Raw genomic sequence first — 14301 nt, 5'->3', positions numbered from 1 at the left:
CCCATGCCCGTCGCCACGCTGGACCTGACCGCTTCGTCCATCGACATCACGCGCGCGATCTGCGACGTCGAGTCCGTGTCGGGGAACGAGGGCGGACTGGCGGACGCCATCGAGGCCGTGCTCACGCCGCTCCACCACCTCGAGGTCGCGCGCGACGGCGACGCGATCGTGGCGCGGACGCGGCTCGGCCGTGATCGCCGGGTCGTCATCGCCGGTCACATCGACACCGTGCCGCTCAACGCCAACCTGCCCACCCAGACCCGCACCGAAGCGGACGCCGAGGTCCTGTGGGGCCGCGGCACCGTCGACATGAAGGGCGGGTGTGCCGTCCAGCTCAAGCTCGCGCACGACCTCGTCGACCCCACCGTGGACGTCACGTGGGTCTGGTACGACCACGAGGAAGTGAGCGACGCCCTGAACGGCCTCGGGCGCCTCGCTCGCACGCGGCCCGAGCTGCTCGCCGGGGACTTCGCGATCCTCGGCGAACCGTCGAACGCCCAGATCGAGGGCGGGTGCAACGGGAACCTCCGCGCCGAGGTCCGCGCGTACGGCCAGCGGTCGCACAGTGCCCGCTCCTGGATCGGTGACAACGCCATCCACAAGATCGCCGGGGCCCTCGACCGTCTCGCCGCCTACGAGCCGCGCACGGTCGAGGTCGACGGTCTCGAGTACCGCGAGGGCCTCAACGCCGTCGGGATCACCGGCGGCATCGCGGGCAACGTGATCCCCGACGAGGTCATGCTCCACGTCAACTACCGCTTCGCACCCTCCCGCTCCGCGGACGAGGCCGTGGCGCACGTCACCGAACTGTTCGACGGGTACGACGTCACCATCGTCGACCTCGCGGCCGGTGCGCGCCCCGGGCTCGACGCGCCGCTCGCGCAGGAGTTCGTCGCCGCGGTCGGGGGCGCCGCCCCGAAGCCGAAGTACGGGTGGACGGACGTCGCCCGCTTCTCGGCGCTCGGCGTGCCCGCCGTCAACTACGGCCCCGGGGACCCGGCGCTCGCCCACCACGACGAGGAGCGCGTGCCGGTCGCGCAGATCACCGCGGTCGAGGAGGGCCTCCGGCGGTGGCTGACGGCCTGACGACCGCGAGGCCGGAGCGGGAGCGCCCGCGACGGCCGGTCCGGGTCCGGCTGCTCGTGCAGTACCGGATGGTGCCGTGGTGGTTCCGCGTCACCATCGTGTACGTCCTCGCGCGGATCGTGACCTTCGGGCTGCTGGCCGCGTTCGCGCGCGTCCAGACCCAGAACTCGTTCACGCTGGCCTCGCCGCGCTACCTCGACTTCGCGACGATCTGGGACGGCCGTTGGTACGCCCTCATCGCCCAGACGGGGTACCCCGCGACACTGCCGATCGGGACCGACGGCGCCGTGACGGAGAACGCCTGGGCCTTCATGCCCGCCTACCCGTTCCTCGTCCGCGGCCTCATGGAGGCGACCGGGGCGGGGTACGCGGTCGTCGCGGTGACGGTCTCGGTGCTGTTCGGATGGGCGGCGGCCCTGCTCTTCCGGCGTCTCGTCGGCCGGTTCCTGCCCGAGGGCACGGCGACCTTCGCGACGGTGCTGTTCTGCGTGGCCCCCGTGTCCACGATGTTCCAGGTGGCCTACGCGGAGTCGATGGGGGTGTTCCTCCTGACGCTCGCGTTGTGGCTGCTCGTCACGCGCCGGTTCTGGTGGATGCTGCCCGTCGTGGTCGTCCTCGGGTTCACCCGGCCGACCGGCCTGGCGATCGCCCTCATGATGGTCGGCTACCTCGTGCTGCGGTTCGTGCGCCGCAGTGCCGCGGACCCCCTGTCGCTGCGCGCCGCGATCCCGCCGGCGGTCGTGGCCGTGGTCGCGGGGCTCGTCGGGCTGGCGTGGCCGACGATCGCGTGGGCGGTCACCGGGGTGCCGAAGGCGTACACGGACACCGAGCTCGCTTGGCGGCAGTCCTACATCGGCCGACACGAACTGGTCCCGTTCGCGCCGTGGATCCAGGGGTTCGACTGGTGGTTCCACGAGCCCGCGGGCGGCGTCCTGCTCGTGCTCGTGCTCGCGGGGTTCGCCGGGTTCCTCCTCATGCCGGCTGCCCGGGCGATCGGGCCGGAGCTGCGGGTCTGGTCGGCGTCGTACTTCGTGTACCTGCTCGCGGTGTTCTTCCCGCAGTCGAGCACCTGGCGCATCCTCATGCCGCTCTTCCCGATGCTCGCGATCGTCGCCCGCCCGCGATGGGTGACGTACCGCGTCGCCGTGGTGGCCGTCTCGATCGCGCTGCAGGTGGCGTGGATGTACTCCTGCTGGTGGATCAACGGGTACGACTGGACGCCGCCGTGATCCGGCTCCCGGGGCGGTTCGGGGTACGTCGAGCTGGATGGTTTCGCAGATCGGCCCTCCGTGCCGGATAATGGACGGGCATGTACTGCACGAAAGGGGACATCTGATGGCAGCCATGAAGCCGAGGACCGGTGACGGGCCGATGGAGGCTGTTAAGGAGGGTCGACTCATCATCGTGCGGGTTCCGCTCGAGGGTGGAGGCCGTCTGGTCGTCTCGGTCAACGATGCCGAGGCGAAGGAACTCCACGACGCACTCGCCGAGGTCGTCTCGGTGTAGTCGTCACGACGCACCACACGAACCGCTCGGGTCCTCGGACCCGGGCGGTTCGTCGTCTCCGCCGCCGGAGCGGCCGTCGCCGGGCCGCTCGGATCGCCGTCGCCGCGCCTCCCCGGACGGCGGTCAGCGGGCCTCCCGGATCGGGCAGGATGAGCGCATGCCCGCCTCGCGCCTGCCCGTCCGTCGCATCGAGGAGCGCGGGGGCGACCCCATGCCCCGCGGCGTGTGGCCCGCGACCCTCGCACCGGTCGCGCAGGTCCTCGAGTCCGGGCTCGACCTCGATCGGTGCACGGTCCTCGTCGGCGACAACGGCGCGGGCAAGTCGACGATCGTCGAGGGGCTCGCCATCGCCTTCGGACTGAACGCCGAGGGCGGGTCGACCGGAGCGGTGCACCGCACGCGTGCGTCCGAGTCGACACTCGGCGACCACCTGCGGCTCGTCCGGGACCCCGGCGCGGAGCGCAACGGCACGTTCCTGCGCGCGGAGACGATGTACGGGTTCTTCACCTACCTGGAGCAGCACCCGGGCGGACGGCCCGAACCGGTGTTCCACGAGCGGAGCCACGGCGAGGCGTTCCTCGACTTCGTCGCCGACCGGTCCACCTGGCCGGGTCTCTGGCTGCTCGACGAGCCCGAGTCGGCGCTGTCGTTCCAGGGGTGTCTCGAGCTCATGCGGCTCATGCAGGACGTCCTGACGGATCCGCGGGCGCAGATCGTGCTGTCGACGCACTCGCCGATCCTGGCGTCGTTCCCCGGTGCGAAGGTGCACGAGGTGGGCGAGTGGGGCATCCGGCCGTCCGCCTGGGAGGACCTCGAGCTGGTCAGGAACTGGCGCGCCTACCTGGACGCGCCGGAGCGGTACCTGCGGCACCTGCTCTGATCAGCTGGTGACCTTCGTCATCTGGAGCAGACCGTCACCGGCGGGCGAGAGCGCGCTCCGGACCGCCCCCGACGTCGAGACCTCGGTGAGCAGCGTGCGGAAGTCCGTCGCCGCCCGGTCGCGCTTGGTGGGATCGGCGACCCGGCCGCGCCAGAGGGCGTGGGGGACGAGGACGGTCCCGCCGATCCGCGCGAGCCGCAGCCCGTGCTCGACGTACTCGATGACGTTCTCCGGGTCCGCGTCGACGACGACGACGTCGTACGAGGCCTCGTTCATGCGGGGGAGCACCTGGGCGGCGCGACCGGGGATGAGGCGCACGCGGCTCGGCACGGCACCGGCGTGCAGGAACGCGTCGCGCGCGTACTGCTGGTGGTCCACCTCGACGTCGATGGTCGTGAGCGTGGCGTCAGGGGCACCCGCGAGCAGGTACAGCCCCGAGACGCCGAGCCCCGTCCCGATCTCGATGATGCCCGTGGCGCGGGACGCCGCCGCGATGACGCTCATCTGGGCGCCGACGGCGGGGGACACCGCTTCGACGCCGAGCTCGAGGGAGTGTTCCCGCGCACGGGCCACGACCTCGGGCTCCGCGACGATGTCCTCCGCGAACTTCCAGTTCGACTCTTTCTCTGACACGCACACTCCTCGGCCATCAACTCTACGGGTGACCTGACCGCCGGAGGCGTTACCCTTCTCCCGTGTCCATCTCGTTCGACAAGATCCTCGTCATCGGGATCATTGCCGTGTTCCTGTTGGGCCCGCAGCGACTCCCGATGTACGCGCAGAAGCTCGCGCAGTTCGTCAAGATGCTCCGCGGCCTGGCCGACACCGCGAAGACCCGCATGCGGGACGAGATGGGGCCGGACTTCGACGACATCGAGTGGCAGAAGCTCGACCCGCGACAGTACGACCCCCGGCGCATCATCCGTGACGCGCTGTTGGCCGACTCCGTGGGCGAGACGCCGCAGCCGATCACCCCGCCGGCGGTCCGGGCGACCGCGCCCGTCGAGACCCTCGAGGCGGGCGAGGCGGCGCCGTACGACGGCGAAGCGACCTGACCCGAGCCTCCCGCCGCCGGGGCGCACCGCTCGCTTCCGGTCGAACCGCGTGATCCCGGTGTTCGACCGGAACCCAGCGGTGCGACCGCGCTGACGCCCCGTCGAGCGGGTCACCGCACGCCGAGCCCGAGCTTCCGGCCCGCCAGACCGCGGCCCATCCCGACGAGACGGTCCGCGACGGCGGTGAGCGCCACGGCAGCGGGGTCCTCGGGGTGTGCCGCGACGACCGGGACGCCGGCGTCCCCGCCCTCGCGCAGCGCCACCGACAGCGGCACGCTCCCGAGCACCGGCACGGGCTCGTCCTGCCCGACGGACAGCCGTCGGGCGGTCTCGGCACCGCCGCCCGACCCGAAGAGCTCGAGGACGCTGCCGTCCGGCTGCACGAGGCCGGCCATGTTCTCGACGACACCGACGACCCGCTGACCGGTCTGGCGCGCCACGACGCCGCTCCGCTCGGCGACGTCCGCCGCCGGCGCCTGCGGTGTGGTGACGACGAGGACCTCGGCGTGGGGCAGCAGCTGCCCGACCGAGATCGCGACGTCACCGGTGCCGGGCGGCAGGTCGAGGAGGAGGACGTCGAGGTCGCCGAACCACACGTCGGTGAGGAACTGGGTGATCGTGCGGTGGAGCATCGGCCCCCGCCAGGCCACGGCCGTCGAGGCGTCGTCGACGAACATCCCGATCGAGACGACCTTCACGTCGTGGGCCACCGGCGGCAGGATCATGCTGTCGACCCGCGTCGGCCGCGGCGCCCGCCCACGCTCGTCGGTGAGCCCGAGGAGGCCCGGCACGCTGAACCCGTGCACGTCCGCGTCGAGGACGCCGACGCGCAACCCGCGGCGGGCGAGCGCCACCGCGAGGTTCACGGTGACGGTCGACTTGCCGACGCCGCCCTTGCCGCTCGTCACGGCGACGACGCGGGTGAGGGTCTCGGGGGTGAACTGCACCCCGCGCGGGCGCCCCGCGCGCAGCCGCTCCGTCAGGGCCGACCGCTGGGCCGGGGACATCACGGACAGGTCGACGACGACGTCGGCCACGCCGGGCACGCTCGCGGCGGCCGCGCGGACGTCGCGCTCGATGGTGTCGGCGGCCGGGCACCCCACGATCGTGAGCTGCAGGTCGACCCGCACCGTGCCTCCCGGCTCGGCGTCGACACTCCGGACCATGTCGAGTTCGGTCACCGGCCTGCGGATCTCCGGGTCGAGCACACGACCGAGCGCGGCCACGACGGCACCCGCGAGCGCGACGTCACCGGTCGTCGCGGGTCGACCGGGAGGCGCGACCTCAGCCATGCAGACCGCTCGCCGCCGTCTCCTGTCCGGCCTTCGCGGCGGCGTCGGCGGCGTCGGACGCCGCCGCTGCGGCCGCGGCGGCCGCTGCCTCGTCGCGACGATCCAGTTCCTCGAGGAGCGACCGGAGCTCGGAGCGGATGAAGTCCTTCGACGCCATGTCCCGGACGGCCAGGCGCAGCGCGACGACCTCGCGGGCGAGGTACTCGGTGTCCGCGAGGTTCCGCTCGGCGCGCTGCCGGTCCTGCTCGAACTGCACGCGGTCGCGGTCGTCCTGCCGGTTCTGCGCCAGCAGGATGAGGGGTGCCGCGTACGACGCCTGCAGTGAGAGCACGAGCGTCAGCGCGGTGAACCCGATCGCTGCGGAGTCGAACTGCCAAGCCGCCGGGGTGAGCGTGTTCCAGCCCATCCAGACCACGACGAACAGCGTGAGCCCGACGAGGAACCACGGCGTGCCCATGCCGCGTGCGATCGCCTCGGTCAGTCGGCCGAAGGCGTCCCCTCGGCCGCGGCGTCGGCTCGGCAGCACCCGCGTCCGCATGCCCTTCGGCGAGTCGAGGCGGAGCTCGTTGCGGTCGGTGCGGCGACGGTCGTCATCTCGTGCTCGTGCCACCTGTGGTCCTCCTTCCGGCTGTCACCGGGGTCCTGCGCGTGCGTTGCCGTGGTCTGGAGGCCGGGCCGGAGGGCCCGTCCTGACTTCGCCAGTCATCCGGCAGGACGTGGTCGAGGACGTCGTCGATCGTCACCACCCCGACGAGACGGTGGGCGTCGTCGACGACCGGGACGGACACGAGGTTGTAGGTGGCCATGATCCGCGTGACCTCGGCCGCGCTGGCGTCGACGCGGACGGGCTCGAGCTGGGTGTCGACGAGCGTGCCGAGGCGCTCGTTCGGCGGGTAGCGCAGCATGCGCTGGAAGTGGACGAAGCCGAGGAACCGTCCGGTGGGCGGCTCGTACGGCGGCAGGGTGACGCACACCGCGGCGCCGAGCGCGGGAGCGAGCTCGTGTCGGCGGATGAGTGCCAGACCCTCGGCGACGGTCGCGTCGGCCGAGACGATCACCGGTTCCGTCGTCATGAGCCCGCCGGCGGTGTCCGGCGCGTACTCGAGGAGCATGCGGACGTCGGAGGCCTCTTCCGGCTCCATGAGCTCGAGCAGGGCCTCGCTCCGCTCGTCCGGCATCTGCGCGAGGACGTCCGCCGCGTCGTCCGGCTGCATCTGGTCGAGGACGTCGGCCGCGCGGGCGTCCTCGAGGCCCGAGAGGATGGCGATCTGCTCCTGGTCCGGCATCTCCTCGAGCACGTCGGCGAGACGGTCGTCGGGGAGTTCGCCCGCGACCTCGAGTCGGCGCTCGGCGGGGAGGTCGAGCAGTGTCGAGGCGAGGTCGGCCGGCAGCAGGTCGGAGTAGGCGGCGATGACGTGCTCGGCCGACTGGGACTCGCCGGGGAGCGTGTCCTCCTCGGTGACCTCGTTCCAGGACGCGAACGTCGTCGGGCCCTTGCCGAACGGCGAAGGGGTCGTCTTCGGCTTGCGGAGGAAGAGCTGCGCGACCTCCCAGTCACCCTGGCCGCGGTCCTCGATCGCGACGTCCTCGATCGTGGCGCGGACGCGGTCCCGCGTCACGAGCACCCGGCGACCGAGCATCTCGGCGATGACCCGGACCTCGCCCCCGCGCTGCTCGAAGCGACGCATGTTGACGAGCCCGGTCGTGATGACCTGTCCGGCGCCGATCGAGGTGATCCGGCCGATCGAGACGAAGATGCGGCGCTTGCCGGGGACCTCGACGATGAGCCCGACCACCCGGGGCGGATCCGCTCGGCGGTAGACGACGAGGACGTCACGGACGCGGCCCACGCGATCGCCCGCGGGGTCGAAGACGGAGCACCCGGCCAGGCGGGCGACGAAGACCTTCGTGGCGCTCACCCGTCCAGCGTAGTCGCTCGCACCTGGTTCACGTCGGGCGCCAAGGGTGCTGGTGGAAGATGCCCTGTGTGAGTACTCAGAGCCCGTTCGGTCGTCCCGGCGCCGCGTTCCCCACCCCACCGCGCGGCGACGTCCTGGGCACGTACCAGACGTACCCCGAGGCCCAGCGCGTCGTGGCCCAGCTCGCCGCGGCGGACTTCCCCGTCCGACAGGTGTCGATCGTCGGCAACGACCTCAAGACCGTCGAGCGGGTCACGGGCAAGCTGACCTACGGACGCGCGGCGCTCGCCGGTGCACTCAGCGGGTTGTGGCTCGGGTTCTTCTTCGGGATCGTGCTGACGCTGTTCTCCGGAGCGCCGGGCGGGTCGTTCTGGGCCGCCGCGCTCATCGGCGCCGCGTTCGGCATGCTCTACGGGGTCGTGAGCTTCTCGGTGACGCGGCGGCAGCGCGACTTCACGAGCGTGCACCAGGTCCTCGCCATGAACTACCAGATCATCGTCGACCCCCAGCTCACGATGCGGGCCCGGCAGCTGCTCGGTCAGCAGCAGGGCGGTTGGGCGGCGGGTCCCCAGCAGTTCGGCGGGCCGCAGTACCCCGGCCGACCGCCCCAGGGTGGGCACGGCCAGGCTCCGTACGGGCAGCAGCAGCCGCCGTACGGGCAGCAGCAGCAGCCGCCGTACGGGCAGCAGCAGCAGCCGCCGTACGGGCAGCAGCAGCAGCCGCCGTACGGGCAGCAACAGCAGCCACCGTACGGACAGCAGCAGCCGTCCGGACAGCAGCAGCAGCCGCCGTACGGGCAGGAGGGGCAACCGGGCGCCGTCCGGGCCGAGCGGCCGTCCGGACAGGAGGCCCGCCCCGGCCAGCCGGGCCCGCAGGCACCGGTGGACGAGCCGCCGCGCTACGGGGAACGGGTCAGCCCGACGCCGACGCCGACGCCGACACCGACACCGACGCCCGCGCAGCCGGCATCCGACGACTCGGGCGACCACGAGGGCGCCGAGGACCGCCGCCACCAGGGCGGCCGGCGGGACGACCAGGCCGACTGAGCACGTGGACGGCGCGGGGCCAGCCGCACGCGGGTCAGTCGGTCACGCCTCGGGGGCCGTCAGCACCTTGGCGTAGCAGACCGACAACGGAGCGCCGACGTACGGGCCGAAGTTCGCGATGCGGGTGAAGCCCTCGCGCTCGTAGAAGTGGATCGCCCGACGCTGCTCCGTCCCGGTCTCGAGGACGAGCGCCGGAGCCCCCAGGGTCCGTGCGGCGACCTCGAGCTGGGCGAGGAGCGCCGCGGCGACCCCGGTGCCGCGCGCCTCGGACCGCACGTACATGCGCTTGATCTCGACGACGCCGTCCTCGACCACCCGCAGTCCGCCGCAGCCGAGCGGCGCGCCGTGGGTGTCGCGGGCGACGAAGAACACCGCGATGGGCTCGGCCGTGGGCTTCTCGCCGGGCTCGGTGTCGCGCCCGTACGTGCCGTCGATCTCGATGCGCTGGGCGGCGCGCAGGCGAACGGCGTCAGGGGCGTCGAAGTGCTCCGGCGCGATCGTGAACGGGCGCGTCTCGGGGGTGCTCACGGGCAGCAGGGTACCGGTCGACCTCTGGGCTCAGCGGCTCGCGACCCAGGCCTCGACGTCCGAGGCGGTGCGGGGGATGCCGACGGACAGGTTCTCCGCGCCGTCCTCGGTGACCAGGATGTCGTCCTCGATGCGGACGCCGATGCCGCGGAACTCCTCGGGGACGGTCAGGTCGTCCTCCTGGAAGTACAGGCCCGGCTCGATCGTGAACACCATGCCGGCCTCGACCGTGCCGTCGAGGTAGAGCTCGCGACGGGCCTTCGCGCAGTCGTGCACGTCGAGCCCCAGGTGGTGGCTCGTGCCGTGCACCATGTAGCGGCGGTGGTACTGGGCCTCCGGGCGCAGGGACTCCTCGGCGCTCACCGGGAGGAAGCCCCACTCGGCGGTCCGCTCGGCGATGACGCGCATGGCGGTCGCGTGGACGTCGCGGAAGGTGATGCCCGGGCGCACGATGGCGAACGCGGCGTCCGCGGCTTCGAGTACCGCGTCGTAGACCAGGCGCTGCACCTCCGTGAAGCGCCCGGAGACCGGCAACGTCCGCGTGATGTCGGCTGTGTAGAGGCTCTCGACCTCGACCCCGGCGTCGATGAGGATGAGGTCGCCCGGCGCGACGGCACCGTCGTTCCGGGTCCAGTGCAGGATGCAGGCGTGGGAGCCCGCCGCGGCGATGGTGTCGTACCCGACGGTGTTGCCGTCCGCCCGGGCGCGACGGTTGAACGTGCCCTCGACGATGCGCTCGCCGCGGGGGTGTGCCAGGACCGTGTCGAAGTCCGCGATGACGTCGTCGAACCCGTGCTTGGTCGCGGTGACGGCACGACGCATCTCGTTCACCTCGTACGGGTCCTTGACGAGACGCATCTCGCTGAGGTCGCGGGCGAGCACGTCGTCCGTCGCGGGCGTGTCGCTCGTGGCGTCGATCCCGCCCACCGCGACCCCGAGCCGGCCGTCGAGCGCCTCGGTGAACGCGGGGTCGGCGTCACGGACGAGGAGCGCGTCGGTGTCGAGCCGGTCCGCCACGTCGGCGAATGCGCCGAGATCGCGCGTCGCGATGCCGAGGTCCGCCGCGACCGCCTCGAGCGACGGGCGCGGTCCGACCCAGAACTCGCCGATCTCGGGGTTCGCGTAGAACTCCTCGGAGTCCCGGCCCGCACTCGCGCGGAAGTACAGGGTCGCGTCGTGGCCGTCGGCCCTCGGCGTCAGGACGAGGACCGACCCGACGACCGCGTCCGTGCCCCAGCCCGTCAGGTGGGCGAACGCGGAGTGCGGTCGGAACGGGTAGTCGCAGTCGTTCGAGCGCACCTTCGCTTGGCCGGCGGGGACCACGAGGGTCCGGCCCGGGTGCAGCGCGGAGAGCCGTGCCCGGCGCTCCGCAGCGAACGATGCCTGCTCGCGTGCGTCGGGCAGTGCGCGGTCGTGTTCCGCCCAGTTGGAAGCGATGTGGTCCTTGAAGGTCGAGGACCCGGGGGTCGTCGATCGGTTGCTCGTCGCGCGGGGAGTCGGCTCGGCCATGCTCACATCATCCCACCATGCGTCGCGCACCGACCCGGGCGCCGTGGGCGTCGATCGCCAGGGCACCGGGGAGTCCACGGCTAGCATGGCCGGGTGCCCGATCCCTTCATCGACCTGCACACGCACTCGAGCGTCTCGGACGGCACCGAGCGGCCTGCCGACCTGGTGCGTGCGGCATCGTCCGCGGGCCTCGACGCGTTGGCGCTGACGGACCACGACACCACGGCCGGGTGGGACGAGGCCATCGCGACGGCCCGGACGCTCCCGATGACGCTCCTGCCCGGGCTCGAACTCAGCACGCGGATCGGCTACCGGAGCGTGCACGTGCTCGGGTACCTCGTCGATCCCACCCACCCCGGACTCGTCGCCGAGACGCAGCGGATCCGCGAGGGCCGCGTCGATCGTGCGATGCGCATGGTCGAGCGGATCGCCCGCGACCACCCGGTGTCGTGGCAGGACGTCATCGCGCAGGCGAGCCCGGGTGCCACGATCGGCCGACCCCACATCGCGGACGCACTCGTGGCCGCCGGGCTCGAGGCCGACCGCAGCGCGGCGTTCCGCGGCATCCTGCACCCCGCCGCGGGCTACTACGAGCCCCACGAGGCGCCGTCGCCGCTGGCCGGCGTCGAGCTCATCCGTGCCGCGGGCGGGGTCCCCGTGATCGCGCACCCGGCGGCGTCGACCCGGGGGATCGTGCTCGACGAGCGAGCGCTCGAGGACCTCGTCGAGGCCGGACTCGGCGGGCTCGAGGTCGACCACCGCGAGAACCTGACGCACGGCAAGCGCGTCCTGCTCGACTGGGCGGACCGCTACGGGCTGTTCGTGACCGGCTCGAGTGACTACCACGGCACCGGCAAGCCGAACCGGCTCGGCGAGCACCGCACCGCCGAGCGCGCGTTCCGGACCATCGTCGCGTCCGCGACCGGTTCCGAACCGGTCGTCGGCGAGGGATCCCGACTCACCGTCTGACGAGCGAAGCGCGTCCGGCCGGGAGGCTGGACGCGCGTCGACGGGACCCGTCACGGTGGTCGTCGCCGGACGACCACCGTGTGCGGACTACTCGGCAGCCGGACCGCTCGCCGCGGACGAACTCGCCGCGGACCCCGCGGACCCGCCGCCGGTGGCCGCCGCGTCGGCGGCCGTCGTCCCGGCCTGACCACTGCCACCACGACGGCGGCGACGCCGACGCCGCGGCGAGCTGCCCTCGGGACCGGTCGTGCCGGCGGTGGTCTCCGCCGCCTCCGGCTCCGCGCCGACCGCGTCGGAGCCCACGGCGGGCGCACTCGTCGTGGTCGGGCCTCCCGACCGGGTGCGCGAGCGGGACCCGGACCCGGACCGGCCGCCCTCGGACCGGCCGCCCTCGGACCGGCCGCCCTCGGACCGCTGCTTGGCCGGCGCGGCCGCGTGCGGGGACGAACCGGGCAGACGGCCCTTGGTGCCGGCCGGGATGTCGAGGTCGGTGTACAGGTGCGGACTGGACGAGTAGGTCTCGGTCGGCTCCGGCTGCCCGAAGTCGAGCGCCTTGTTGATGAGCGACCACTTGTGGAGGTCGTCCCAGTCGACGAACGTCACCGCGATGCCGGTCTTGCCCGCGCGGCCGGTCCGCCCGGCCCGGTGCAGGTAGGTGTCCGGGTCGTCCGGGATCGTGTGGTTGATGACGTGGGTCACGTCGTCGACGTCGATGCCGCGCGCTGCCACGTCGGTGGCGATGAGCACGTCCCGCTTGCCGGCCTTGAACGCGGCCATCGCGCGCTCCCGCTGCTCCTGGTTCAGGTCGCCGTGCACCGCCGCGGCGTTGAACCCGCGGTCCTGGAGCTCTTCCATCAGCCGGGCCGCGGCGCGCTTGGTCCGCGTGAAGACGACGGTCTTGCCGCGCCCGTCGGCCTGGAGGATCCGGGCGATGACCTCGTCCTTGTCGAGCGCGTGCGCCCGGTAGATGAGGTGCTTGATGTTCGCCTGGGTCAGGCCCTCGTCCGGGTCGGAAGCGCGGATGTGGATCGGCTTCGACATGAACCGCCGGGCCAGCGCCACGATCGGGGCCGGCATGGTCGCCGAGAACAGCATGGTGTGGCGCACCGCCGGGACCGACTGGAAGATGCGCTCGATGTCCGACAGGAACCCGAGGTCGAGCATCTTGTCGGCCTCGTCGAGGACGATCTCCTGCACGTGGCCGAGGTCGAGCACCCGCTGCCGGTGGAGGTCGATGAGGCGACCCGGCGTGCCGACGACGATCTGCGCGCCGTCCTTGAGCTGTTCGATCTGGCCCTCGTACGCCTTGCCGCCGTAGATCGCGGCGAGCTTGACCGGACGGTTCGACGCGGCGAGCTCGAGGTCCTCGAACACCTGGACGGCGAGCTCGCGGGTCGGGACCACGACGAGCGCCTTGACGCCCGGCTCGGGGTCGTGCCCGAGCCGTTGGATGAGGGGGAGGCCGAAGCCGAGCGTCTTGCCCGTTCCGGTCTTGGCCTGGCCGATGATGTCCTGGCCGGTGAGTGCGAGCGGGATCGTCTGCTGCTGGATCGGGAAGGGCTCCGTGATGCCCTTGGCCGCGAGCGCGTCGACGATGTCCTGCTCGATGTCGAGATCTGAGAAAGTCAAAGAGTTCAACCCTGTTCGTTGTCGGGGAGTCCGCTCAGTCTACCGTTCTGCGCATTTCCGCAGTTCGGGACGCTGGCGGACTGGGGATGGGGCACGCGCGCGGCCCCTATGCTGGTCCGGTGGTGTCGTGGTGGAACCGGAGACGCGCGCGTCTCGCGGCGAGCTGGCTGGCGTCGCGGAACCCCCGCGCGGCCGCGTCCGTCGAGCGGCTCCAACTCGACGACGTCTCGCCCGAACTGACCGTCTACCTGGGCCAGGCCGCGTACCTGCAGCTGTCGTTGTACGAGGCCATGGGGCGCGCCGGTGCCTCGGCGCCGACCATGTCGGGGCGCCTCGTCACGGGCGTGCTCGCCACGACCGCGCTCGATCGGCACCGCGCCATCGTGGCCGAGATCGAACGGTCCGGACACGAGCCGGCGGAACTCATGGAGCCCCACCGCGAGGCCATCGACGCGTTCCTCAGACGGACGGCCGGTGCGGACTGGGCGGAGTCGATCCTCACCGGTTACGTGACGGCCGGGATCCTCAACGACCTGTTCGCGAACCTCGCCCGGTCGCTGCCGACGGACGTCCGGAACCGCTTGCGTGGGGTGTTCGACGCGCGCGAGGAGCCCGCGGTCGTCGAAGAACTGACGGCGGACATCGCCCGCGACCCGCTCGTGGCCTCGCGCCTCGCCATGTGGGGGCGGCGCCTCGTCGGTGACACGCTGCTCGTGGCGCGGTCGGCGCTCGCCTCGCACGCCCGTGAGGACGAGGAGCGCCTCGAGCCGGTGTTCACCGAGCTCATCGCGGCCCACACCCGGCGGATGGACGCCCTCGGGTTGACCGCCTGAGCCGAACCGGGTGACCGGACCCGGTGCGGATCCCGGACCCGGTCCGGGT

The 14301-nt window shown here is 72.4% G+C and carries 15 protein-coding genes; 8 read left to right on the top strand and 7 right to left on the bottom strand.

Annotation, left to right across the window (positions count from 1 at the left end):
• The first annotated feature begins 3 nt into the window (after positions 1 to 3).
• The 4 genes from dapE (at position 4) to DEI93_RS12100 (ending at position 3472) form a co-directional block, all read left to right on the top strand.
• Positions 4 to 1086 carry a succinyl-diaminopimelate desuccinylase gene (dapE, locus tag DEI93_RS12115; protein ID WP_111120310.1) on the top strand — a complete coding sequence of 361 codons (1083 nt, stop codon included), beginning with the start codon at positions 4 to 6 and terminating at the stop codon, positions 1084 to 1086.
• Positions 1071 to 2315 (top strand): mannosyltransferase family protein, encoded by a 1245-nt coding sequence (locus DEI93_RS12110; RefSeq protein WP_111120288.1) that lies wholly within the window; start codon positions 1071 to 1073, stop codon positions 2313 to 2315. The genes dapE and DEI93_RS12110 overlap by 16 nt, the downstream gene beginning before the upstream one ends.
• Before the next feature lie 106 nt (positions 2316 to 2421).
• Complete coding sequence (locus tag DEI93_RS12105) at positions 2422 to 2592, top strand: DUF3117 domain-containing protein (protein WP_111010852.1); 171 nt, start codon at positions 2422 to 2424, stop codon at positions 2590 to 2592.
• Between the two features lie 157 nt (positions 2593 to 2749).
• Positions 2750 to 3472 (top strand): AAA family ATPase, encoded by a 723-nt coding sequence (locus DEI93_RS12100; protein ID WP_111010851.1) that lies wholly within the window; start codon positions 2750 to 2752, stop codon positions 3470 to 3472.
• On the opposite strand, the gene DEI93_RS12095 is transcribed toward DEI93_RS12100, so the two are convergent.
• Positions 3473 to 4105, bottom strand: a complete 633-nt coding sequence (locus DEI93_RS12095; protein WP_111010850.1) for an O-methyltransferase — start codon at positions 4103 to 4105, stop codon at positions 3473 to 3475. It lies immediately after the preceding gene.
• A gap of 62 nt (positions 4106 to 4167) precedes the next feature.
• On the opposite strand from DEI93_RS12095, the gene DEI93_RS12090 reads away from it, so the two are divergent.
• Positions 4168 to 4527: a twin-arginine translocase TatA/TatE family subunit gene (locus DEI93_RS12090; protein ID WP_111010849.1), complete on the top strand. Its 360-nt coding sequence runs from the start codon at positions 4168 to 4170 to the stop codon at positions 4525 to 4527.
• 110 nt (positions 4528 to 4637) lie between these two features.
• Here DEI93_RS12090 and DEI93_RS12085 read toward each other — a convergent pair whose 3' ends face one another.
• Genes DEI93_RS12085 through DEI93_RS12075 form a run of 3 tightly spaced genes read right to left on the bottom strand, consistent with a single transcriptional unit; the run spans position 4638 to position 7738 of the window.
• On the bottom strand, positions 4638 to 5819 hold the full coding sequence (locus DEI93_RS12085) for an Mrp/NBP35 family ATP-binding protein (RefSeq protein WP_111120289.1): 1182 nt from the start codon (positions 5817 to 5819) through the stop codon (positions 4638 to 4640).
• The gene (locus DEI93_RS12080; protein ID WP_111013692.1) at positions 5812 to 6357 is read right to left on the bottom strand and encodes a DUF1003 domain-containing protein; all 546 of its coding nucleotides are present in this window, start codon (positions 6355 to 6357) and stop codon (positions 5812 to 5814) included. Before DEI93_RS12080 ends, DEI93_RS12085 begins: the two co-directional genes overlap by 8 nt.
• 52 nt (positions 6358 to 6409) lie before the next feature.
• Positions 6410 to 7738 (bottom strand): magnesium transporter MgtE N-terminal domain-containing protein, encoded by a 1329-nt coding sequence (locus DEI93_RS12075; RefSeq protein ID WP_111010847.1) that lies wholly within the window; start codon positions 7736 to 7738, stop codon positions 6410 to 6412.
• A gap of 68 nt (positions 7739 to 7806) precedes the next feature.
• Here DEI93_RS12075 and DEI93_RS12070 point away from each other — a divergent pair, with 68 nt between their 5' ends.
• Positions 7807 to 8784, top strand: a complete 978-nt coding sequence (locus tag DEI93_RS12070; RefSeq protein ID WP_111120290.1) for a YflT domain-containing protein — start codon at positions 7807 to 7809, stop codon at positions 8782 to 8784.
• Between the two features lie 42 nt (positions 8785 to 8826).
• Here DEI93_RS12070 and DEI93_RS12065 read toward each other — a convergent pair whose 3' ends face one another.
• Both DEI93_RS12065 and DEI93_RS12060 read right to left on the bottom strand, forming a co-directional pair.
• Positions 8827 to 9312: a GNAT family N-acetyltransferase gene (locus DEI93_RS12065; protein WP_111120291.1), complete on the bottom strand. Its 486-nt coding sequence runs from the start codon at positions 9310 to 9312 to the stop codon at positions 8827 to 8829.
• Between the two features lie 30 nt (positions 9313 to 9342).
• A complete protein-coding gene (locus tag DEI93_RS12060; RefSeq protein ID WP_181436099.1) occupies positions 9343 to 10821 on the bottom strand; it encodes an aminopeptidase P family protein in 1479 nt (492 codons plus the stop codon).
• A 93-nt stretch (positions 10822 to 10914) separates the two neighbouring features.
• Between DEI93_RS12060 and DEI93_RS12055 the strand changes: the two genes are divergently transcribed.
• The gene (locus DEI93_RS12055; protein ID WP_111010843.1) at positions 10915 to 11790 is read left to right on the top strand and encodes a PHP domain-containing protein; all 876 of its coding nucleotides are present in this window, start codon (positions 10915 to 10917) and stop codon (positions 11788 to 11790) included.
• Between the two features lie 87 nt (positions 11791 to 11877).
• Here the strand turns inward: DEI93_RS12055 and DEI93_RS12050 are convergent, their stop codons facing one another.
• On the bottom strand, positions 11878 to 13419 hold the full coding sequence (locus tag DEI93_RS12050; protein WP_111120293.1) for a DEAD/DEAH box helicase: 1542 nt from the start codon (positions 13417 to 13419) through the stop codon (positions 11878 to 11880).
• A gap of 119 nt (positions 13420 to 13538) precedes the next feature.
• Here DEI93_RS12050 and DEI93_RS12045 point away from each other — a divergent pair, with 119 nt between their 5' ends.
• Positions 13539 to 14252 carry a ferritin-like fold-containing protein gene (locus tag DEI93_RS12045; protein WP_258368670.1) on the top strand — a complete coding sequence of 238 codons (714 nt, stop codon included), beginning with the start codon at positions 13539 to 13541 and terminating at the stop codon, positions 14250 to 14252.
• The last annotated feature ends 49 nt before the right edge of the window (positions 14253 to 14301 follow it).

The organism is Curtobacterium sp. MCBD17_035 (assembly GCF_003234815.2).
GTDB lineage: Bacteria > Actinomycetota > Actinomycetes > Actinomycetales > Microbacteriaceae > Curtobacterium.
The sequence above is the reverse complement of the archived record's forward strand: the minus strand, read 5'-3'. Positions and strand labels throughout refer to the sequence as shown.